Genomic DNA, 22,384 nt, shown 5'->3' with positions numbered 1-22,384 from the left:
TTATCGTTTTTCAATTTGCAGAAAAGTCAATATAAAAAAATGGGGGTTTCTTAACATGAGAATTAATACAAACATTAACAGCATGCGTACTCAAGAGTACATGCGCCAAAACCAAGCTAAAATGAGCAACGCTATGGACCGTTTATCAAGCGGTAAACGTATCAACAACGCTTCTGACGATGCAGCAGGTCTTGCAATCGCAACTCGTATGCGTGCTCGTGAAAGTGGATTAGGAGTAGCAGCTAACAACACGCAAGACGGTATTTCATTAATCCGTACTGCTGATTCAGCAATGAACTCAGTATCTAACATCTTACTTCGTATGCGTGACCTTGCAAACCAATCTGCAAATGGTACAAATACTAACGAAAACCAAGCTGCATTAAACAAAGAGTTTGATGCATTAAAAGAACAAATCGATTATATTTCTACAAACACTGAGTTCAATGATAAAAAATTATTAGATGGTTCAAATAAAACTATCGCAGTTCAAACATTAGATAATGCTGATACAAGTAAGCAAATCAACATCAACTTATCTAATGTTTCTACTAAAGAATTAGGACTTGATACTTTATCTATTGGAACTGATAAAGTAGAAAAAACAGTATATGATGCAACTACAAAAGCATTTGCTGATCTTGGAGCAAAAACAGGTGCTGATAAGGCCGCATTTGATGCAGATGTAACTGCTGCTATGAAAGAATTCGATAAGGTTAAACCATTCATGTCTGCAGACGATGTAAAGAAAATTGAAACGAAACTTGAAGACTACAATAAAGCAGATAATGCTGGTGCACAAACTGCTGCACAAGCACTTGGTAAAGAATTTGCTACATTAACAAAACTTGAGACTACAGATCTTAAAGCTAATGCTTCTGGTGCAATTGCATCTATCGATACAGCATTAAAAAACATTGCTTCTAACCGCGCAACTCTAGGTGCTACATTAAACCGCCTAGACTTTAACGTAAACAACCTGAAGAGCCAATCTTCTTCTATGGCTTCAGCTGCTTCTCAAATCGAAGACGCTGACATGGCGAAAGAAATGTCTGAAATGACTAAGTTCAAAATCTTGAACGAAGCTGGTATCAGCATGCTTTCTCAAGCAAACCAAACTCCACAAATGGTTTCTAAATTATTACAATAAGCCATTTGAGTTAGTTTCCTGAATAAACCTCTCTGCTTGCGGAGAGGTTTATTTCTTCTATATAGATAGATTGAAAGATTTTTTTAGCTTAAAGAGAAGCTCTAGCCATATTTAGTATCGGTCAGGGCCTATTTTATTCTCGTTCCGTGTATGAAAACAAAAAGATAAAGTGAGCATAAGTCTCTTTTTCTCTTCATAGCCGTTTATTAGCTTTTGAATATTGATTATATCAATCTATAAGGAGTGTCTATTATGCGTATTGGTACGAATGTTTTAAGTATGAATGCTAGGCAGTCGTTGTATGAGAATGAGAAGCATATGAATGTTGCAATGGAGCATTTGGCGACTGGTAAGAAGTTGAACAACGCTTCTGATAATCCCGCTAATATTGTAATTGTGACTCGTATGCATGCACGAGCAAATGGTATGCGTGTGGCAATTCGTAATAATGAGGATGCGATATCGATGCTTCGCACGGCGGAAGCTACCCTTCAAACTTTGACAAATATTTTACAGCGTATGCGTGATTTAGCCGTTCAATCTGCGAACAGTACAAATTCAAATAAAAACCGTCATTCGCTGAATAAAGAGTTTCAGTTTTTAGCAGAACAAATTGGCTATATTGGCGAGACGACTGAGTTTAATGATTTATCCGTATTTGACGGTCAAAACCGCCCTGTTACATTAGACGATATCGGTCATACGGTACATATATCAAAATCTATTCCCCCTTCCCCTACACAACATGACATCAAGATTTCAACAGAACAAGAAGCAAGAGCGGCAATCCGTAAAATTGAAGAGGCTTTGCAAAGTGTGTCACTTCATCGTGCCGACCTTGGTGCAATGATAAATCATTTACAGTTTAATATTGAAAATTTAAATAGCCAAGGTATGGCGTTAACAGATGCTGCATCTCGAATCGAAGATGCAGACATGGCGCAGGAGATGAGTGATTTTTTAAAGTTCAAATTATTAACTGAAGTTGCCCTTAGTATGGTTTCACAAGCGAACCAAATTCCGCAAATGGTTTCTAAACTACTACAATCATAAAAATGAATCTTCCTTCTTTGGAACGATTCCATACAAAACAAAAGGGAAATACATATAAACTATGTATCTCCCTTTTGTTTTGTACCCAAATTTTATTACTGTGTTACCGTCATAACTTGTCCACTACGGTCAACCATTATTTTCATTTTTCCGTCTTGTGCATTATATAGCCCAAGTTTATGTAATTCCATTTTACAATCTTGTACGAAAGTTGGTAATTTACGAATTTGATCGATATCAGAACTTGTAATGAAATGAATTAAAAGCTGCGTCATGCCTTTAATATCTTGTACAAGCTCTTCTTTCTCTCGTTTTAGCCTTTCATTTTCTAGTTGTAACGAATGCACTTCACCTTCTAGACTACGTGTATTCTTTGCTTCTCTAGAACGCCCTGCTGCCATGCTAGAAAGCTTATAAATACCTTCCATAAACTGATGTAGTTCGTCTTCTTTCCTTTCACTACATTGATTAATTGTTTCAAAGTTATCAACGATACCAGATATAACTGTTACAAGATTTTTTTCATCCTCTTTTTTATGCTGGATTTCTTCTTTTAATTCGTACTCATTTTCTTGTTTTCTTGCAACGATTGTCTCTTTTACCGGTATATATTTTCGCTTTCTTCCTGGTTTTTGTTTTTCAATATTTTCAAACGGTATTTCACGTTTTTTCAATTTATAATACGTATTTTGCAATTGACTTTCTGTTTTTGGAAAAAGATTTAGTTCATTTTTACTTACGTATTTTGAAATATTTAAAATGTTTAAACCGTGGCGTTGACAAAATTGATACACTTCATACAGTAGCTCTAGTTCAGACTTCAGCCATGTAATTGCTGATTTTTCATATGCTCGCATCCCGCCATTTTTTTCTATATCTATTTGAAATAATACCATTCTATTATGTAAATCAACTAACTCTTCATACTTTATTTGGAATTCTTTTTCTATTTTTTTTAATTCCGCTTCTAGTTGCATATCGTTCGTTTTATTATTTGACATGTTTTGTAAAAGACCTAATACATTAATTGCTGTGTGGTGATACATAATCTTTGCCACTCCCCCTCATCCTTTCACAATTCTCATCTGACTCCCATGTCTTTTAAGAAAATAGCAATTTTTACATATCCATATTATAACAGTTCGAAATTATCTGTCAAATAATAAACATACAAAAATGTATAGAAAGTATAAAAATTTGGAAAATGTTTTTTATTAATATGCAAAATTGCATATTAATTACATTTAATTATATTATATGGTATTTCGGATGTTTTTTCACCGAAAAAATTTGCGCTACCACGAAATGTTACTAAAGTAATCAAAAAATACGTTCACTTATATTTTCAAATTAAAAATCTCTAAATGAAGATTATTCACACATACAGCGACAAACACCCAAGAAACCTTTCATTTTTCTGCCAGCTTAAAGTATAGAATACTAAAAAGGAACTAGCCAATGCTACACATGGCTAATTCCTTCCTCTCTCTAACAGAATAGAGTTATAAACCCAGTCTTCAAATCCCCAATCGAAGTCTCGCTTCTTCTTACATAAAACTACTTCATACCTCTGAACTCACATCGCATGGGACTCTATTAATCACTGAAAACTTCCTTACATAAGTAGTTCCTCTATTCCTACTAAATAGAAAAATGTTATACACCAGCTCTTCTGCTTACTTATAACCACTCCATATGTCTGGTCTCAACATCGCCTAGGGCTCTATTAAGCACTGACCCGCTCAACACTTGGCTAGAGCTTCTATTCCGGCTAAATAGAAGCTTTTAAAGCACTAACTTATCAACTAAACCAATTAGCTCTTGAATATCTGGCTTACTTACTTGGGCATTTGCTCCTACAGCTTCACCTTTATGGAATAATTCATTTGTAATTAATGAAGAGAAAATAATGACTGGTAAACGATTCATTACTTCACTATCCTTAACCACTTTCGTTAAATGATGTCCATCCATTTTCGGCATTTCAATATCCGTAATTAGCAAATGAATATGCTCAAACATTTTTTCGCCTTGCTCTTTCGCTAATTTTTCAATTTGCGCTAACGCTTCTGCACCATTGCTGAAGAAATTCATTTTCGTATATCCAGCTGATGATAATGTTTCTTCTAATATTTGGCGAAGCATCGCTGAATCTTCTGCAATATAAATTACTTTTTCAGCTCGATCTGTTTTTTGTTCTAACCCTGCAATTGATTTATTGTCATAACCAGTGCCGCTAATTTCACATACAATTTTTTCATAATCTAATAGTAAGATGATTTTGCCATCTAGTTTTACAATACCAGATGTCGTTTCTTCTAGTCCCATAGATAATGAAGCTGGTTCATCAATTTGTTCCCACGAAATACGTTGAATACGATGCACTTCATCCACACGGAAAATAACTTTCATTTGGTTTAATTCTGAGATGATAAATTTCGTTTGATCAAGTGGCTTTGTTGACTTTAAATTAAGAGCCATTGCCAAGTTAATAACAGGTAAAATTTCACCACGTACTTGAACAACACCTTCAACTGCATGATGAGATTCTGGCACAGTTGTAACAGGAAATGGATTAATGATTTCACGTACTTTCATTACATTAATACTAAATAGGTTTTCACCAACAGTGTACGTAACAATCTCTAATTCATTTGTTCCGCTTTCTAATAAAATACTTTGTGCTTGTGACATAAAGGTGTCGCTCCCCTTCCATTAATTCCGTATATCTATTTATTAAGCTTTATAAAATCGAAAAAGTCAACTACCTATATAAAAAATATAGATAGTCGAACGATTCATTTTATTAAAAAACAATTAATCTTGTATAAACGAAGCAAGTGCCTCTAATAACACTTCTTGTGCTCCTACAATTTCCGTCGGCATTGCTTCCCATTTTTTCGAAAGCTCGGTCTCTACTCTTATTCTCAGCTCAGAATTCATTTCTGCTAGCACATATTCTTTCGTTGCTATATCAACATCAAGTAGCGCAAGTGCATATAATTCCGGGTCATTTATTTCTTCGAATAATCGTTTTAATACCACCGGTGCTATATGTTTTAATTTTTCAATATGAATTTCCTTATCCGAAAATAGTAACTCATATTGAATAAACGTAACATTTTCTTTAATCACTTTAAAATAACAATTATTTTTTTTATCATTCACAAAATAACCGTTTGGATCTGCAATAATACTCTCTACTTTACGAATTAAATCTGGCAAACTATTCGCCGCCATTACAGTCCGCTGCTCAACCTCACTCGGCGAAATGAATGTAACGCGATACTTATTTTGCACCATCCTCCTCACCTCTCCTTTTATAGAAATTCAGTCTAATTGTATACTACAACTACCTTAAATTAACTTAAAACTCTTTTATATTACCACTTCTTACACTACCATACTACTCTAGTAACTCTACATATCTCTGGTCTTACACATCGGTCGGGACTCTATTAGGCACTAACCGCTCCAAAACATCGCCAGGTCCTCTCTCAAAACCTAAAAAGTGCTTTTAAGAACCTTTCAATAACTCTATGTTATTAAACCAAAACGCTATTTGCTGATCCGTAATATTTGGCAACATAACAAAAAACTCACGACACTTCATCTCATCCTTAAACAGTTGATACTTCCAAACGCTATCGCTACCAACACTTATGAAATAAAACTCATGGATACGGCCAATGATTGCTTGTTTTTCGCCAAATGAATACGGTGGCACTTGCTTAATTTCAAATTGATCTGGTAAATATACATGCTCTTCTCGTTCTATTTTTAATACTTGCTCGGCAAGTTCACGTTTATTTTCGAAAAAAGGCAATTGTAAAATTCGCTCTTGTCTTGTCATACGAATAAAAAACCCTTTCTACTCCATTACATTTTTTCCTTGCGATATATTATCGAATTAAGTTTACAACTTCATTTAATACTTCATCTGAAACTTTAATTACTTTCGCATTTCCTTGGAATCCGCGTTGGTATAACATTAAGTCAACGAATTCTACAGATAAATCTACGTTTGCACCTTCTTGTGCACTACCACGTACTTTTCCTGCTCCATTTTGTCCAGATGCACCAAGTGCTAAAATACCCGTCGTATTCGTCGCTGTATAGTTACCATTACCAGTTTTCATTAGTCCGCCTTCGTTCGGGAACATCGCAACAGCTAATTGGCCAGCAGCTTTCATACTTCCATCAGAATATTTTACCATCACATATCCACCATCAGCAATGAAGCAATCTTTAACAGTCGCCGCTGCTCTACCATCTACGCCTGTTACTGATAATGTTTTATCTGTCGGATGATTCGTTAAATTACTTAAGTCTAGTTTTATATTGCCGCCATTAAATGGAATATTAGCTGCTTGCTCTTTCGGACTTGGATTTCCAACAGCATCAAATGTCATATTTCCGCCTGCACCTTCAACATCCTTAAACCCTTCTTTTTTCGAATCATTGCGCATCTGTACCTTATATGAATAATTATGTTCGCTCGTTTGTGTAAACTCCACACGCATCGTCCAAGTGTTACCAGCATTATCATATATAGGTATCTCTTGTGAGATTGCTTTTGCATCAGCTGGAATATTCCCTCCAACTACACCTTTTGATGTTCGAATACCACCAATTGCCGTTCCCATTGGAATTTGCAACGGTCCTGGAATTCCAGATAAATCAACTTCACCAGTTGCCTCATTTGCAGGGTATGCAAATACGTATTGACCTTCAGTATTCGTAATATAGTAATCTGAAGATATCCCAAACGTACCTTTACGCGTAAATTCCATATTTCCGCCTTTTGAATCACCTACAACGAAGAAACCGTTACCTTCCATTGCTGCTTGTGTTTTACCACCCGTTAAAGTGATGGTACCATCACTATAATCGGTAACCGTTCCGCTCAATTTTACACCGTTACCGATACTTTTTGGGTTTGTTCCAGCATATTTATCATCGGCTTTTGCACCAATCGAATTGTTATATAGTAAATCATCAAACATTGCTTTTTGTTTTTTATAACCTACTGTTTGTGCATTGGCAATATTATTTGAAGTTACACTTAATGCATTTTGTGTTGCATTCATCCCTGTAATACTTGTATATAACGCTTTAATCATAACGTATGTACACTCCTTATGAATTTGTAGTTTTTACTTCTTCAGTTACTTTTTGATCGTCTTTCTTTGCGTCTTCTGGATTTGTTTCTCCAATCGGTTTATCAGACACTCTCTCAACGAAACGAAGAGATACAACTTTATTATTAATAACGAGCTGTACATCGTTATTTTCTGCAAGACGAACCGTTTCTACTTGACCAGTTACTTTGTTTCCTTCGCCGTCAACACCTCTTACGTATTTCCCTAAAAACTTCATTCCACCATCAAGTGCTGTCGAATACATCGTTGATTGCAGCTTATCTACTGCTTTCGTCATATTCTGTACTTGTTCCATAAGAGATAACTGCGCTGTCTGATTCATCATTTGATTCATATCCATCGCATTAAATGGATCTTGATGTTGGAAACTTGATAAAAACAATTTTAGGAAATCATCTTTCCCCATTACCCCAGGAGTCTTTTGCGCCCCTGCCGAAACTCCATTACTTTGTTGCACTGGCGATTGTACACCATTAACAGGTACATTACTTTTTTGCGCTCCTGCTTGTAACGGAATATGATTTGTACTCGTTGTATTTAATCCAACTGTTGGCACGCTTTATTCCTCCAATAATCCCGCAAATTCTGTTGATTGTTGTTTTTCATGATTTGTATTTGCTAATTTCTGTTTTTGCCTTTGCTCTTGTTCTCGTTGTTCTTTACGATTTTCATCTTTATCTGAATAGCTAATTTGAATATTGATTTCTTTTTCTTTTAATTTTAATTTCAATTCATCAAAAATGATTTCAACACGTTTTTTCGCATCGTGTTTTTCCATTTCTACATGAACATCAATTTGATCTCCATGTTTTTTCATAAACACTGTTAATGTACCAAGTTTTTCTGGATTTAACTGGAATAAAACACGTTCTTGTTTCACTACAAATTTTTGTAAGGCCTCTACTTGCGCTTCCATTTTCTTTCCTAAGTCAGGTAATGAAACTTTCTCAGTACCACTATTTGATTTCCCTATTTGTTCGGTACTCGTCGTTTTATTTAATAATTCTGCACCTGCAGAGCTCGAATCGTTTAATATATCACCTTCTGGCAACTCTATCTTTGCATCATCGCTCTCAAGTTTCGGAAGATCTACCTCTTTAGCCCCTTCTTGTTCCTTTGCAATATTACAAGTTTCTGTTTCTACAACCTTCAATGCTTGCATCGTTTGCTCTGGCATCTTCATTTTGTCTAATACCATTTGCATTGTATCTTCTAAACATATAGCATTTTTGATATTCATATTTGAAAGAAGTTCTTGTAATTGTTGTAATTCATCTACAGGTAATTCGTTAAGTTTTATATTTCCATATTCTTTATATAGTTCTTGTATTTTTTGTATGTATTGATATAGCAATTCCGGCTGCACATGTAATTGCTCAATTGCAACCATTTGCTCAGATACAGCTAATAACAACTGTTCTGTCTCTTTTTTTTCTTCTTTCTTTACAATTGGTTCTTCTTTCGTTACCGATGGTTTAGAAAGATTATATTCTTTTTTCTCTTCTTTTGGTGCTTCTTCTCGTTTCGTTTTCTCCGTTTTCGGCTGCTTTTTATTTTCCATTCTCATCGTACGATCGAATGAAGAATCTTCATTTTTCGATTGTACTTCTAGCCCTTTTTCTTTTTGCGGAGGTAAACTTTGTTGCACCGGTAATACAGACTGTATCACTACATTCACCTCATCCATTCATACACATTTTCAAATCAAGAAGCATTTTTTCTTCCAGCTTTTCTTGTGCTTTCGCAAGCTTTTTGCAATCTTCTTGATACATCTCATCAATGACACGTTCTTTTTCTTTTACTTGCTCTAAAAGGCTTTCATTTTTTTGAATAAAACCTTCCGTTTTTTTAATTTTTCGATTCCATTCTTCTATTCTTTCAGGTGAAAACGTATGTGAAGAAAGCATGCCAGCCATAATACGTTGCCCAGTTTGTACGACTTTACCACGCGATTTCACAACATATAAATCATATTCTTTTTTTTGTTCTATTTTTCTTTTTTCAGCTGTTAATTCATACACTTCTTTTAAAATATGTTCTTTTTCTTGATTTATTTGCAATTTTATTGTGTCGTACTGCTGTTTATCCACCTTTTTTCATAGCCCCTTCCTATTATAACGTTCTCTTTTTCTATTATATAGTTTTTTTCCAAAAAAATCTGTGAAATATTAAAAAACAAAAAAATAAGACCTCTTGGGCAGAGGCCTTATACTATATGCTGTATCGCTTCAACGATATCATCAAATGGGAAACTATCCGATCGGCCTTGCTTTAAAAATGTATTTATGCCTTCTACTTTATTTTTACATTCAAAAATATAAGCATTTTCTTCATTTTCTTGAATCGTTCCTAACTTAAAATACAATTCATTTTCTTTATAAATTGATAAAATTTTTCTCATTTCATTTGCAAGTTGCCAATGATGTGGCGAAACAATTTCTTCCATAATCCTACTTACTGAATCTAATACTGAAATTGCAGGATAATGACTAAGCGTTGCAAGCTCACGCTTTAATACAATATGTCCATCTAAAATCCCACGTGCTAAATCTGGTACAGGACCATTTAAATCGTCCCCATCAACAAGCACCGTATAAATACCTGTTATAGATCCCTTTTGTGTTTTCCCAGACCGCTCTAACAACTTCTTCATATAACTTTCCATTAACAGTGTTTTACCACCAATCGGTAACTCTTTAACAGCAATATCAACACTTCTTCGTGCATCGGCAAAACGAGTAACAGAGTCCATCATAAGTAATACATTATTGCCTTGATCACGGAAATATTCAGCTATAGACGTTGCGAGTTTCGCGGCACGAAGTTGCATAAGGTGACTTTCATCTGACGTCGCTACAACAACGACGCTTTTTCGCATCCCTTCCTCGCCTAACTCTTTTCGAATAAAGTCTTTCACTTCCCGACCACGCTCTCCTACTAAACTAATAACGTTTATATCAGCTTTTGCATTTTTTGCTATCATTCCAAGTAAAGTTGATTTACCAACACCTGACCCAGCAAAAATACCAATCTTTTGACCGATACCAATTGTTAGCATAGAATCAATTGATTTTATTCCTGTTTCAAATACATCGGTAATCTCTTCACGTTCAAATGCATGTATAGGCGGTGCATCTAGTTTGATTTTCTGTAATGGAATGTTTTCAGCTTCCTCATTTAACACTTCACCGTTTGCACTTAACACTTTTCCGAGTAAGTGATTACCACGTGGTACAACAACATCTTCTGAAATTAAGGTCACTGAATCTCCATAACATACTTTTTCTGTCTGTTCAAATGGAAGTAGCATATTATTTTCTTTTTCAATGGCAATCACTTCACATAAGACGTTATGTTCTCCAACGAAGCAAACATCTCCAATCTTCGCTTTCGGCCCTTTTGCTACGAAAAACTGTTCTTGTACACTATGAACTTTGCCTACTTTCGTATACAGCGGTGTTTCAATGAACTTATTCCATTTTTCGTTCTCATTCATTAACAGGCGGCTCATACATTTTGCTCCTCAAATAACTTCTCTTCTTCCCATTTCTGACGAAGTTTCGCAAATATAGGTGCAAATTTAAATTCAAAGAACTCTTTCTCTTCTTCCAGAACAAATTCACCAAACTGCAGAGAAAAATCATATTTCCATTCTACTAATTGTAGTAACCAATATTCTTTCGTATTTTCCTTCTCTTCTTGAATACGTTCAAACGTTTCTGGATGTACGGTAATGATTAATTTTTCAAACGAAGTAGGCAATGTTTGCACGATGCCCGTTAAAATAGGTAACACATCAAGCAATCGTGAATCTACCGCTTGATTCACGATTTTTTCTGCTAAATGAAAAGATTGATCCCATAATAACTCTGTCCATTCATATGCTATTTCTTGTTGTTCTTTTTGAAACTGCACACGGGCTGCTTCCATCTGTTCCATTTGTTCATGAATATGCATTTGAAATTGTTCTTTATCTTGTAATAACTGCTGACGCTCTCGTTCTAGCATTTTCTGCTCTTGCCTTAGCTGATTCATTTCCATATGTAATGATTCTTGCTGGGCGCGAAGCTCTGCATGATCAGCTTGTAATTCTTCCTCTTCTATTTGGACTGAAGCTGGTTTTGGAAATTGTAATTCATACGTTTCTTCAGAAAAAGAAACAGAATTCTTCGGAATTCTGTTTTTAAATAAGGACATCCTCTTCACCTCTTTGAACGATAATTCTTCCTTCTTTCTCTAGCTTTTTCACTGTACCAGTGATCGTTTGCTGTGCTTTTTCAGCATCCGTCATCTTAAGCGGTCCTAAGCCATCTAATTCTTCTAGAATCATCTCTTTACGGTTTGAAGACATACATGTAAATAATTTCTCTTTAATTTCTTCTTTTGCAATTTTAAGTGCTTTCGCAAGAACGCCGTTATCTGTAATTTCTTCTAATACACGGCGAAGCGCAAGATCTTCAAGACCAAGTAAGTCTTCAAAGACAAACATATTTTCTTTAATTCTCTCAGATAACTCATAATCGACTTCATCCAGCTTTTGAAAGACTGTTTTTTCAACACCTCGTGAAACATTATTTAAAATGTTTACGATTGTTTTCAAGCCATCAGTTTTATTAATTGCACTAAATGCCATATTATTTAATTTCGATTTTAACAACTCACCAATTTGATTAATTAATTCACCATCAACTTGTTCTAGTTTCGCAATACCCATTACCGTTTCTACTCGCTTATGATCTGGCAATCTCTCAATTAATTGAGACGCAAGTTGCGGTTTAATATAAGAAGCGATAATTGCAATTGTTTGTGGTGACTCATCATTAAGCACTGTAAGAAGTGGCTCTAAATCTGTAAGTGAATTTAAGAACTCAAACGGATTATCTTTGTTATACCAAAGATCTTCCAATAATTTTTCCAGTTCGTCTTCTGGCATATTTTTAAATATGCGACGAATGTATTCTTTATCTGGAGTGACTAAGTTCAATTCTTTTACATTTAATTCATACAAGAACTCTCCTAGTACATTTTCTAACGTTTCTGGTTTATATACACGAAACTTCGCGATTTCACGAAGTAATACTTCTTTTTCCTCAGCTGTCATATATTCAATGACTTTTGCTGCCACCCCTTCTTCTAATGTACGAATAAGGATGGCAGCTTTTTCTTTGGAGGAGATTTCATCTAACATCGTTGTTCCTCCCTTACTGTCCGTTTAACCATTTTTTAATTACTTTTGCAGTACCTTCTACATGTTCTTTCGTAGCATCCTGCACTTGTTCATCTAACGTTGGTTCTTTCGGTTCTTCTGGTTCAGGTTTTGGCTCTGGCACTATTTTTTCTTCAGGAATTTCCAAGATACTTTCATTACTTGCAGCAATTTCCTCTTCTGCTAAGTATTCTTCATATTCCTCTTCTTCTTTCTTTCTCTTACGTCTTGCTAATAAGAACCATACTAGACCACCGATTGCTAATAAGCCAGCTGTAATTCCACCGAATAACCACCAGTTCATGCCACTTTTTTCTAGCTCTTTCTCTTTTTCGGCTTTCGGCTGATCGAACTGAACAGTTACAACGTTAACTTGACCATTTATAAAGTTACCGTTCGGATCAGCTTGAAGTCCTGCCGCTGTTCCGATTGCTTCTTTAAAAGTTGTCATATCAATTCTACGTTTTACTAACGTATCATTATCTACCCATACAACAACATTCGTTTTCGTTAATTCTGGGTGTTTCTTAATTGTTTCAACTGTTTTATCTATTTCATAATTTTCAATTTTGTTGCCATTTTTATTATCGTAGACAACTTTACCATTTTGATTATTGTTCGTACCGTAGTTTGGCACTTCACCGTTAGCTGTAATACCAGCACCTTGCTTCGTATCTGCCCCTTCTTGCGCAGTAGAGCTTTCCTCTTGCTCTTGTTTACTACGAAGTACACCTTTGTCACCATACTTCTCTGACTGACGTGTAACTTCATCGTAGTTTACAGATACTTTCGTATTCACTTTATATTCATTCGGTTTAAACATCGTCATTAACGTTGCATCAATGTCTTGCTTTAATTTACCTTCAAGTTGATGCTGCATCTCTACTTCTTTCTCGTAAGAAGAGGAACTACTAGAATGTGCTTCACCTGTCCCTTTTGAGATAACACCTTTTTTACTATCAATAACACTTACTTCTTCTGCTTTCACACCAGGAACCGCTGCACTTATCATTTGCTGTATACCCGCAACTTGATCAGCTGTTAACAATTGTCCACGCTTCACTCCAACCGTAATCGCCGCTGTTCCTTTTGCTTTTTCTTCATCAAAAATTGTCTCTTTTTCAGGCAATGTAATTTGAACATTTGCCGTTTCAACTGTCGCAAAGTTTCTTACAATATCTTGTTCCAATTGCTTCTTCGTACCGACAATTTGCTTCATTTTTTTATCTTGTTCACTTGAACCGAGAGAGCTTTCTAATAAAATTTCTTCACCGCTTTTCGAATTAAACGGTAAGCCCATCCCATTCATTTCTTTTCGAACCCATGGAGCATCATTCTTTTGCACACGAATTGAACCATCGGCCGCTAATTGGTAATCGACACCTAACTTCGATAATTCTGCTGTAATCTCTTGTTTATCTGCATCATTTAAATTTTGATATACAACAACATATTTATCTGGCAAGGTGAAGTATAAAAGTGCTCCTGTTACAATCGCTAAAAGCGCAGCACCGATTACTAACTTATGCCACATTTTTAACGATTGGATAACATTTTTCATCTTTTCCATTTAAACACACCCGTCCACTTTCCTAAATTTGCATATTAATTAGTGACTTATAATTTTCAATAAGATTATCACGTACGAGAGCAGCCGTTTTCATTTGAGACTCAGCTTTCTTTTGCTGAATTAAAACGTCATGTGTTTCTCCTACTCCTTTAGTTAGTAAATCATATACTGCTGTTTGTGCATTGTTTTGCGTTTGATTCATATCTTCCAATAAATCAATAAACTTTTTCTCCGGAGCTACCGATGTTTGAGAAGTTTTCGGTGCACCAATTGACTGAATTGCTCCAAATGGTTGTGTATGTAACATTGGTTGAATTTTCATATTACGATCTTCCCCCTTATCCTCGGCCGATTTCTAAATCTTTATCAAGCATTTTTTTATTCGCATTTAATACACTTGTATTCGCTTCATACATTTTTTGAGCAACCATTACATTCGTCATTTCAGCAGTTACATCAATATTTGGATAACGTACATATCCTTCTTCATTTGCGTGTGGATGCGTCGGATCATACACTAAATTTTCCGTTTTGTCTGCTTCAATACTTTTTATTTTCACTCCATTAGTAGGAGCCCCATCTAACATACTTGCAAAACTATTGTTTGATTCTAACACCACACTACGACGCTCATATAAATCTGCCCCCGGAGCCGCCGTCGTATTTGCATTTACAATATTGTTAGAAGTAACTTCCATCCACTTTCTCGCTGTCGTTAGCCCTGAGCCACTTGCATTAATTGCCTGAAACATCCGTTTTCTCTCCTTCTACTTTTAACGTCCGCGTGCCGCTTGGTTAATTGCATATTGTGTATTAATTGCGTTAATTGAAATACCGTATAACTGATTTGCTTTCATTAAATCTAGCATTTCTGTCGTTACATCCACACTATTTCCGTCTTTATTCGTTTGCATTGATTTTGTTTGAATCTTTGCATATGTATTTTTCGTAATTACTGTCGGCAAGTGCATTTCATTCGTTTGATATAAATCTGGATTACTCTTTAAATCAGCCGCATTGTTTTTATATAACGCACTACTTTTATTCATCTGCTCAGCAAATGTTACATCTTGTGCTTTATAGCCAGGTGTATTCGCATTTGCAATATTACTAGAAACAGTATTTCGTTTCGTCACTAAATAATTCATATAATGGCTTACATCACTCACTAAATCTGGCATATTCCACACCCTTCCTTTTCTAACGTAATGATCCACTGATAGAAGTTTCACTTCATTATTTATTTTCTTATATGCGTTTATTAAAATATTTACTATTATGTACCCTTACATATTTTATTCCATTTTTTCATTGTTGTCTTTAGAAAAATACAAAAATATAAAAAAGAATGCAAAAAACTGTATGCACATAGTAATCTATAGAACATTTCAATATATAAACTACAACTAAAGTCCATTTTTCTATTATTTAGATTACTATTATTTTTTCATCACAGTCATAAAATGAAACCTCAATCAGCGGAGTTCTTTATGTAAACGAAGGAATAGACCCCCTTTTAAAAGGGGAATCTGTTTCCAAACGTTATTATTAATATTTACCGTAAAATGAATTAGCCTTCATTCGCCCATCATTTGTCATAATCATTTCTTCCAAAATCTTTTGCTTATCCCGAATATGCTGAGCTGCCTTAATAATGAACGGGCTTACTTCTGCTGCAACTTGCGCACGCGTTTCTTCATCCAATGTCATCATCCAGCGATTTAACATCTCACTCTTCTCAGCAAACTCTCTGTCTGACACTTGCAATTCACCGATTTCATTAAAACAGCTGACAAACGTCCGATAAATATCATTGTTCATTTTCAAGTGCTCCGCGGTAACCGTCTATTAAATCTTGTAACACTTTCACAATTGCATCAATATCTTTCGCTTCACGCGTTACTTTCATCGTTTGAATTTGAATGCTAATCCAATCATATAAACCATAGAGACTATCATATAAATCTTTCGTAATTTCAGGATTTAATTGAAGCTTTAGTTCTTCAAAAATACGTTCTAATTTTTCAAGAAGTGCGTCCCCTTCTGGTAGTTTAAAAGTATGTAAAAGTTCTTCTAAATTACGAAACTCTACAATACATCTTTCATAAATAAAAATTGTATTTTTAATCGGATTACTCGTCATAATATCATTTTGCATATAACGTTGCCATGCTTGCATACGATCACTTCCTCAAATTTCATTAATCATCACTTTTTTGTTTTGTCATTGCTTTAATTGTTTTTAGTTGGCTATCAAGCGCCGCCAATGTACTCTCTAGCTTTTGATACTTCTTCACAATTTCATCTTGCTTTTGCAAGTTTTGCGTCTCAATATCTTTAATCTTTTTATCTAAATCACTTACACGTGAGTCAATGTTTTTAACTCTCTCGCCGACCACACCTTTATCACCGAATAGTTTATCAAGCGGTTCTTCCATCATTTTTCCTAAACCGTTAGAACTAAAGAAAAATTGCTTCGCTGCATCGGGTTTTTCTTTTAATGCTTGTGTTAATTTTTCATCATTAACTTCCATCGTTCCATCTTGCTTTAATTGAATACCAAATGTGAATAAATAATTACCATCTTGAGAAAATGTTACGACATTGTTCATTGCCTGACGTACACTTTGCATAATAGCTTGACCTTGGAAAGCTCCACCTTTTCCAGCAAAGATATCTACTGTAGAAACAGCTTTATTATAATCAGCTACCATTTTTTTAATAACATTCGATGCGTCTGTTACGTTTGAGTCATTTACTGTAAATTTTAAATCTATACCTTTTGCTTTTGGATCTGTTGTTGCACCAGCATCTGGTGCTCCCTCTACCTTCGGCTCAGTTACCTTTAACAACTCAATTTTCACACCAGGAAGAGCTTCAATTGTATTGGTAGAACTTTCATCTGTAATACCATTAATACTATATTTAGCATTTTGTGCTTCATTGATTGTATTGAGCGCTGTGCCATCCGCCTTAGCTAAACCCATATCTTGAAATAGTGTAGATGTGTTCGCCTCAAACTTAATCTGTCCATCTGTTCCCTCTTTTTTCGAGGTCATGAAAATTTTATTTCCAAGTGTATAAGCTGATACTCCATAATCTCCATCATTAATCTTATTAATTAAATCTTTATATGTCATATCAGTTGTTACTTTTAGTTCTTTACCACCTAGTTTTAATGTTTCATCTTTAGGAAGCTTTGCATTTATATCTTTAATTTCATTTGAAGCTATTTGATGACGTTGCGCGAGCTGTGTAATTGTCATATTAAAAGTACCAGCAATCGCACCACCATCAGCTTTTACATTAATATAACCGTCTTGTGTTGTCGTTACTTTTTTCTCATTTCCTTTAAAAGTCGCTAAGTTTTTAAAAGTTTGTGTAAAAGAACTAAATTCTGACTTCAAACTTGTATATAATAATTTATCATTTGTAAGGTCGTTCTTTTCTTTCGTATACGGTGTCTTTCTCATATCTAACGCATTCATTTCTAATTCAACGAAGTTAGAAGTATCAATCATGTTATTTCCGAGGTTCCAAATCTGTTGTCTACCACCAATACCTGTCATCGTTGTTCCTGCCATTTTTCTCACTCCTTATAGATTACATGTAGTCTAAAATACTCGTTTTACTCATCGTACTAACCGCTTTAAGCGTCGCTTCATACGTTGCATTTATATATGCCAAGTCAGAAATTGCGACCGCTAAATCAACATCCTCAATTTCTTTACGGTTTTCTTGAAGCGCTAAATTTTGCTCACTTAAAATTGTTTTAAACGTCTCCATTGTGTTCATTGTTGAACCAACTTCAGTTGTACGGTTAATGATGCCATCTAAGTTTTTCTTATTTTCTCCTAATAACGGTTGTAACGCTTTTTGGTCACCTTTTTGCATCGCTTCGCTCATCTGTTTTAATGTTTTTATTACCGGGGATAATAATGCTTCTCCGTTACGGAATGCCTTTAATTCATAACCATCATTTAGTTGCCAGTTCACATCATTTTTTCCGCCCTGGTACGTACCATCTTCTGTAAATGGTGACTTTTCTGCACTATCACCACCGAAAATATAACGACCTTGCTCTTTCGTATTCGCTAAATATACAACTTGTTTTAAAATTTGATCAATCTCTGCACCGATGGCTTTCAATTCTTTTTCACCATTTGGCTCATTTAATGCTTGTACCGTTAATTGATCTGCTCTCGTTAAAGATTTAAAAATACCTTGTAAAGTATTTTCAGTTTGTGTTAATACATTTTTTGAGTCAGCTAAATCTTTTTGCATTTGTTCAATATTCGCCAATGAATGTTGAATCGCAAATGATTTACTCGCTGCAAGTGGATCTTCACTCATAAGAAGATTTTTCTTCCCTGAAGTTACTTGGTTTCTATGGTATTGTTGTTGCACATTCAAATCCATTAACTGATTCTTTGCCCAGTTTGCATTTTGAAATGTAGATACTCTCATTTCTATCTCCTCCTTATATATTTCCAATCAATTATTATCACTTATCGAATAATCGAAAATAGACTATCAAACACTTCATTCATCGTAGTAATAGCTTTAGAGTTTGCGACGAAATATTTTTGGAAGGCCATTAAATTTACCATTTCCTCTTCCATATTTACACCTTCAACGCTCATTTTTTCTTGTTGAATACCTTCTAGTAAGTCGCCATGAATTTTTTGATAACCATTTACTGCACTTTTATCAGATGCAACACGAACTATAAATTGGTCTAATGCTTGTTTATAAGAAAGACCTTCTTTATAATCGTCATCTGTAACTGCTGCTAGTTTATTTGCTGTTTCAGCAGACATTTTCATTTTCGAAACATCTTTTTGGAATTCTGGATTTAACTTCATATCCTTCGCATAATCTCCAACGAAGAAATCTTTTCCCATCACTGTATTCACTTGATTTTTCATTGAACTCATTAAGTCTTCGAGATTTTTTTTATAATCAACAATCTTCGCTTTCGTATCAATCGCTGATTTTATCGCTCCGCTAGTTACAGAGATTTCTGAACCGTAAATCTCAACTGACATTGGGTCTTTTTCTTTATTTAATTGAAGTGGATATGTATCTTGTCCATTTACTGTTAAAATACCATTCATTCTAACACTCGCGATATTAGGATTCATAGATTCATAAGATACTTCGATGTTTGCATACTTAGACATCTCTGTAACGATGCGATCTCTTTCGTCTAAAAGTTGATTCGGCACTTGTGTACCTGCTTGTCCAATTTTATGATTCGCTTCTGCTAAACTAGCAGCAAGACGATTAAATTCATTAACATGCGCCTCAATATCTTCTGCTGTCTGTGCTTCCACTGTATCTAAGTTTTTCGCAAGACGATTCACTTGACTTGTGAACTTCCCAGTTTCAGAAATTAATGTATCGTAGTAGTTTGGTTGCTCTGGATTTTTTGCTACTTCACGAAAGGCATTAAAGAAACCGTCCATTAAACTAGATAATGAATTCTTTCCTGTCGTTCCAACCATAGACTCTACACGTGATAAAGTCGAATTCATGTAGTTATAGTAAGAGAGTTGAGATAATTGATCATTAAACTGCTTCGTCTTTACCTCATCAGTAATACGGTCAACACCTAGCGTTTGTACACCGTAACCAATTCTCTGTTCTGGCGTATGACCATTGCTTGCTCCAACAGATCCGTAATTCACCATTTGACGCACATAACCCGGTGTATGAATATTAGACAAGTTTTGTTTCGTTGTTTGTAACCCCATTTGAGCCGCTAACATGCCCGATAGCGGTGTATTATAATCAGATAATCTCATAAAGCTTCACTTCTCCTTTACAATAGTTCGTTCATAAAGATTTGCGAATTATTGTTTCGCTCTAAATTATATTCAGAAACAGAATCCACAATACTTTCTGTAGTTTTTAATAGTACGTTTAAGTAATATTGATTTTTCAAAAGAATCATTTTTACATTCTCTTCTAATTCAGTTACGTTTTTTTGTAATTCTTTCATTTTTTCAATTTCTTCTTGAGAAAAATACGAAAATAACGCACTTACACGAAACGATTCAACTCCTTGTTCTTTACAGAACTGAACAACCATTTCTTCAAATGAGCTTGATAACCCTTTTAAACCATCAATGTACTGCAATTGCTCTACTTGTAACTTTTGAACTGCATTTACATTTTTATTTTTTAAATTCTCATATATTTGCTCTCCAAGCGCTTGAATATTTTCATACGCTTTTTGTATAATAACAAGCTTTTCATATAATTGTATGTACATATAGCTTCCTTCCTTTTACAAGACTAAATTTACAATTAAGCCATGGATTTCTCCAATTTGATTTAACATTTCTAAATGTCCTGTTTTCGTGTTAATTAAATTCATAACATCTTCTAATTCATTCAATCCCATTTCTGCCTGTTTCACAATCGTCATTTTCTGTGAATATCCGTAACGTGGGTGACGAGACATGACATCTTTATACTGCAATACATTATCAACGTAGAAATTCAAAAATGATTTTACTGTATTTTTGTATTCCATTACATTATCAAGCGTTAATTCCATTTCAATTTTCTCTTTAATTTCTCCAATATTATCGACAAACGCTTCCATTTGTTCTAGTAATTTATCTTTTTTCGGATCTGCATGCAAATTATCCGAAAATGCAAGTCCTGTTCTGACATTTGCTTCTTTCGGCATTTGAGTAGCAGGCGGTATATGCGATAAAATTGGATTATGCGAGATAGAACGTAGCATATATATCACCTATTTATTTTTTTATTTCTTCCTAAACTTAATCGTAAAATCCAGTTATTTATAATTATACTCTGAACAGTAATATTTTGCAGTTATTTTTTATAAAAGATATGTTACAATTTAGCATGAGGTGGCACAATTCTATGAATATTTTCCTTTGTGGTTCAAATCAATTAACAGCATTAGATCAAGAAGAAATTAAAAAATTTTTAACTGACTATGCTCACAAACATAAAATTTACATATTATGTTATAAATCTATTGAAAATGAGGTTCTTCGTTTTTTCGTTGAGAATGAAAGACTCGCTCAAAATTTATGCCTTTACACGCTGCAACCATTGCAAGCAATTACAGATGAATTTCAAGAAGTCGTTGATTACTTAAAAAAACACGGAGCCGAATATGTTGCTTTTGATCATCCTTCTGACTCCATTTACCGATCAGATTATATGTTTTTTGTTAAACAAATTATTGAAGACACTGATTTAGTTCTCTGTTTTTATAATGGGGACAAACATACATCTGTCATCCCTGTCGATGTTGCAAAAGAAGCAGGTATTGATGCTGTCATTTATGATTTACCAGGATTACATGAAAAGCAAATGAAAAAAAGCTTTGAACAAAAAATTCGTATGATGTAAAGGGGGAGGCACAATATCATTATTGTGCCCATTGTAAATATGATAATTGAACAAGATTATGATCATTTTATCGCGAGTTTTAAACAACAATTCAATATGGACATCGCTTCATATAAACAAGATAGAATGCGCCGTAGAATCGATGCTTTCATTTCGAGAAAAGGCTTCGAAAACTACACTAATTTTTTAAACAAATTACGCGCTGATCAAAATTTATTTTTAAATTTTATTGACTATATTACAATTAACGTTTCAGAGTTTTTTAGAAATAAAGAACGATGGCAAACTTTAGAGTCGAAAGCACTACCAAAATTACTCGAACAAAATAGCGGAAAATTAAAGGTATGGAGTGCCGCTTGCGCTGCTGGTGAAGAACCGTATACACTCTCTTTAATTTTATCGAAGCATCTTGCTCCATTTCGTTTTGAAATTCAAGCAACAGATCTTGATTTTCATATTTTAGAAACCGCAAAACGCGGTCAATATACAGAACGTTCTTTAAAGGAATTACCTACTGATTTGAAAGAACGTCATTTCACAAAAGAGAATGATCTATATTCATTGCATCAAAACATTAAACAAAACGTCTCGTTTAAACAACATGACCTTTTAATGCAGTCATTCGATACAAATTATGATTTGATTATTTGTCGCAATGTAATGATATATTTCACAGAAGAAGCAAGAGTAAAACTTTACGAAAAATTTAGTCGTTCTTTACGAAAAGGCGGTGTACTATTTGTTGGTAGTACGGAACAAATTTTAACACCCGAGCGTTACAATCTTCAGCGATTTGATACATTCTTCTACGAAAAAATATAAAAGAGGTCGTCACAATGGAGTGA

The 22,384-nt window shown here is 34.5% G+C and carries 26 protein-coding genes; 4 read left to right on the top strand and 22 right to left on the bottom strand.

Annotated elements, in window-relative coordinates; genetic code table 11:
• The first annotated feature begins 55 nt into the window (after positions 1 to 55).
• Both ACTFRM_RS04710 and ACTFRM_RS04705 read left to right on the top strand, forming a co-directional pair.
• On the top strand, positions 56 to 1,150 hold the full coding sequence (locus ACTFRM_RS04710; protein WP_001222337.1) for a flagellin N-terminal helical domain-containing protein: 1,095 nt from the start codon (positions 56 to 58) through the stop codon (positions 1,148 to 1,150).
• Positions 1,151 to 1,402: 252 nt separating this feature from the next.
• Complete coding sequence (locus tag ACTFRM_RS04705) at positions 1,403 to 2,203, top strand: flagellin N-terminal helical domain-containing protein (protein ID WP_001219688.1); 801 nt, start codon at positions 1,403 to 1,405, stop codon at positions 2,201 to 2,203.
• A gap of 95 nt (positions 2,204 to 2,298) precedes the next feature.
• Here the strand turns inward: ACTFRM_RS04705 and ACTFRM_RS04700 are convergent, their stop codons facing one another.
• The 22 genes from ACTFRM_RS04700 to ACTFRM_RS04595 form a co-directional block, all read right to left on the bottom strand.
• A complete protein-coding gene (locus ACTFRM_RS04700; protein WP_000274697.1) occupies positions 2,299 to 3,249 on the bottom strand; it encodes a DNA-binding domain-containing protein in 951 nt (316 codons plus the stop codon).
• Positions 3,250 to 3,988: 739 nt separating this feature from the next.
• Positions 3,989 to 4,897 (bottom strand): chemotaxis protein, encoded by a 909-nt coding sequence (locus ACTFRM_RS04695; protein ID WP_000075943.1) that lies wholly within the window; start codon positions 4,895 to 4,897, stop codon positions 3,989 to 3,991.
• A gap of 123 nt (positions 4,898 to 5,020) precedes the next feature.
• Entirely contained in the window at positions 5,021 to 5,506 is a 486-nt protein-coding gene (locus tag ACTFRM_RS04690; protein ID WP_000250492.1) for a hypothetical protein, read from the bottom strand.
• Positions 5,507 to 5,720: 214 nt separating this feature from the next.
• A complete protein-coding gene (locus tag ACTFRM_RS04685; RefSeq protein WP_000198166.1) occupies positions 5,721 to 6,056 on the bottom strand; it encodes a DUF3964 family protein in 336 nt (111 codons plus the stop codon).
• A 49-nt stretch (positions 6,057 to 6,105) separates the two neighbouring features.
• Positions 6,106 to 7,326, bottom strand: a complete 1,221-nt coding sequence (locus ACTFRM_RS04680) for a flagellar hook protein FlgE (RefSeq protein ID WP_000588314.1) — start codon at positions 7,324 to 7,326, stop codon at positions 6,106 to 6,108.
• A 16-nt stretch (positions 7,327 to 7,342) separates the two neighbouring features.
• Positions 7,343 to 7,921, bottom strand: a complete 579-nt coding sequence (locus ACTFRM_RS04675) for a flagellar hook assembly protein FlgD (protein WP_001143463.1) — start codon at positions 7,919 to 7,921, stop codon at positions 7,343 to 7,345.
• Positions 7,922 to 7,924: 3 nt separating this feature from the next.
• Positions 7,925 to 9,034, bottom strand: coding sequence for a flagellar hook-length control protein FliK (locus ACTFRM_RS04670; protein WP_002182626.1), 1,110 nt, complete (start codon positions 9,032 to 9,034; stop codon positions 7,925 to 7,927).
• Positions 9,035 to 9,044: 10 nt separating this feature from the next.
• Positions 9,045 to 9,455, bottom strand: a complete 411-nt coding sequence (locus ACTFRM_RS04665) for a hypothetical protein (protein WP_000360854.1) — start codon at positions 9,453 to 9,455, stop codon at positions 9,045 to 9,047.
• 116 nt (positions 9,456 to 9,571) lie between these two features.
• Positions 9,572 to 10,876 (bottom strand): flagellar protein export ATPase FliI, encoded by a 1,305-nt coding sequence (gene fliI, locus ACTFRM_RS04660; RefSeq protein WP_000088686.1) that lies wholly within the window; start codon positions 10,874 to 10,876, stop codon positions 9,572 to 9,574.
• Positions 10,873 to 11,562, bottom strand: a complete 690-nt coding sequence (locus ACTFRM_RS04655; protein ID WP_000051693.1) for a FliH/SctL family protein — start codon at positions 11,560 to 11,562, stop codon at positions 10,873 to 10,875. Before ACTFRM_RS04655 ends, fliI begins: the two co-directional genes overlap by 4 nt.
• The gene (fliG, locus tag ACTFRM_RS04650) at positions 11,549 to 12,553 is read right to left on the bottom strand and encodes a flagellar motor switch protein FliG (protein WP_000883366.1); all 1,005 of its coding nucleotides are present in this window, start codon (positions 12,551 to 12,553) and stop codon (positions 11,549 to 11,551) included. Before fliG ends, ACTFRM_RS04655 begins: the two co-directional genes overlap by 14 nt.
• Positions 12,554 to 12,566: 13 nt before the next feature.
• Entirely contained in the window at positions 12,567 to 14,141 is a 1,575-nt protein-coding gene (locus ACTFRM_RS04645; protein WP_440043100.1) for a flagellar M-ring protein FliF C-terminal domain-containing protein, read from the bottom strand.
• A gap of 22 nt (positions 14,142 to 14,163) precedes the next feature.
• Positions 14,164 to 14,463, bottom strand: a complete 300-nt coding sequence (gene fliE / locus ACTFRM_RS04640; protein ID WP_000701670.1) for a flagellar hook-basal body complex protein FliE — start codon at positions 14,461 to 14,463, stop codon at positions 14,164 to 14,166.
• Between the two features lie 16 nt (positions 14,464 to 14,479).
• Positions 14,480 to 14,893: a flagellar basal body rod protein FlgC gene (gene flgC, locus ACTFRM_RS04635; protein WP_000484680.1), complete on the bottom strand. Its 414-nt coding sequence runs from the start codon at positions 14,891 to 14,893 to the stop codon at positions 14,480 to 14,482.
• 21 nt (positions 14,894 to 14,914) lie between these two features.
• Positions 14,915 to 15,373: a flagellar basal body rod protein FlgB gene (gene flgB, locus ACTFRM_RS04630; protein WP_373687514.1), complete on the bottom strand. Its 459-nt coding sequence runs from the start codon at positions 15,371 to 15,373 to the stop codon at positions 14,915 to 14,917.
• A gap of 316 nt (positions 15,374 to 15,689) precedes the next feature.
• Positions 15,690 to 15,962, bottom strand: a complete 273-nt coding sequence (locus ACTFRM_RS04625; protein WP_001058088.1) for a hypothetical protein — start codon at positions 15,960 to 15,962, stop codon at positions 15,690 to 15,692.
• Positions 15,952 to 16,320, bottom strand: coding sequence for a flagellar export chaperone FliS (locus ACTFRM_RS04620; RefSeq protein WP_001149512.1), 369 nt, complete (start codon positions 16,318 to 16,320; stop codon positions 15,952 to 15,954). The genes ACTFRM_RS04625 and ACTFRM_RS04620 overlap by 11 nt, the downstream gene beginning before the upstream one ends.
• A 22-nt stretch (positions 16,321 to 16,342) precedes the next feature.
• A complete protein-coding gene (locus ACTFRM_RS04615) occupies positions 16,343 to 17,725 on the bottom strand; it encodes a flagellar hook-associated protein 2 (protein ID WP_000929298.1) in 1,383 nt (460 codons plus the stop codon).
• A gap of 19 nt (positions 17,726 to 17,744) precedes the next feature.
• Positions 17,745 to 18,608 carry a flagellar hook-associated protein 3 gene (locus ACTFRM_RS04610; RefSeq protein WP_001266403.1) on the bottom strand — a complete coding sequence of 288 codons (864 nt, stop codon included), beginning with the start codon at positions 18,606 to 18,608 and terminating at the stop codon, positions 17,745 to 17,747.
• A 41-nt stretch (positions 18,609 to 18,649) separates the two neighbouring features.
• Positions 18,650 to 19,948: a flagellar hook-associated protein FlgK gene (gene flgK / locus ACTFRM_RS04605; protein ID WP_001239710.1), complete on the bottom strand. Its 1,299-nt coding sequence runs from the start codon at positions 19,946 to 19,948 to the stop codon at positions 18,650 to 18,652.
• Positions 19,949 to 19,965: 17 nt separating this feature from the next.
• Positions 19,966 to 20,418: a hypothetical protein gene (locus tag ACTFRM_RS04600; RefSeq protein ID WP_000275879.1), complete on the bottom strand. Its 453-nt coding sequence runs from the start codon at positions 20,416 to 20,418 to the stop codon at positions 19,966 to 19,968.
• 15 nt (positions 20,419 to 20,433) lie between these two features.
• The gene (locus tag ACTFRM_RS04595) at positions 20,434 to 20,898 is read right to left on the bottom strand and encodes a YaaR family protein (protein WP_000946323.1); all 465 of its coding nucleotides are present in this window, start codon (positions 20,896 to 20,898) and stop codon (positions 20,434 to 20,436) included.
• A gap of 143 nt (positions 20,899 to 21,041) precedes the next feature.
• Between ACTFRM_RS04595 and ACTFRM_RS04590 the strand changes: the two genes are divergently transcribed.
• Together ACTFRM_RS04590 and cheR are read left to right on the top strand one after the other, a co-directional pair.
• A complete protein-coding gene (locus ACTFRM_RS04590) occupies positions 21,042 to 21,539 on the top strand; it encodes a flagellar motor switch protein FliG (RefSeq protein ID WP_001020110.1) in 498 nt (165 codons plus the stop codon).
• 39 nt (positions 21,540 to 21,578) lie between these two features.
• Positions 21,579 to 22,361 carry a protein-glutamate O-methyltransferase CheR gene (gene cheR / locus ACTFRM_RS04585; protein ID WP_000582879.1) on the top strand — a complete coding sequence of 261 codons (783 nt, stop codon included), beginning with the start codon at positions 21,579 to 21,581 and terminating at the stop codon, positions 22,359 to 22,361.
• Positions 22,362 to 22,384: the final 23 nt, after the last annotated feature.

It is taken from the genome of Bacillus cereus group sp. MYBK227-1, from assembly GCF_051916325.1.
Lineage (GTDB): Bacteria > Bacillota > Bacilli > Bacillales > Bacillaceae_G > Bacillus_A > Bacillus_A cereus.
Note: the sequence above shows the minus strand (reverse complement) of the source record. Positions and strands in the feature narration are given on the sequence as shown.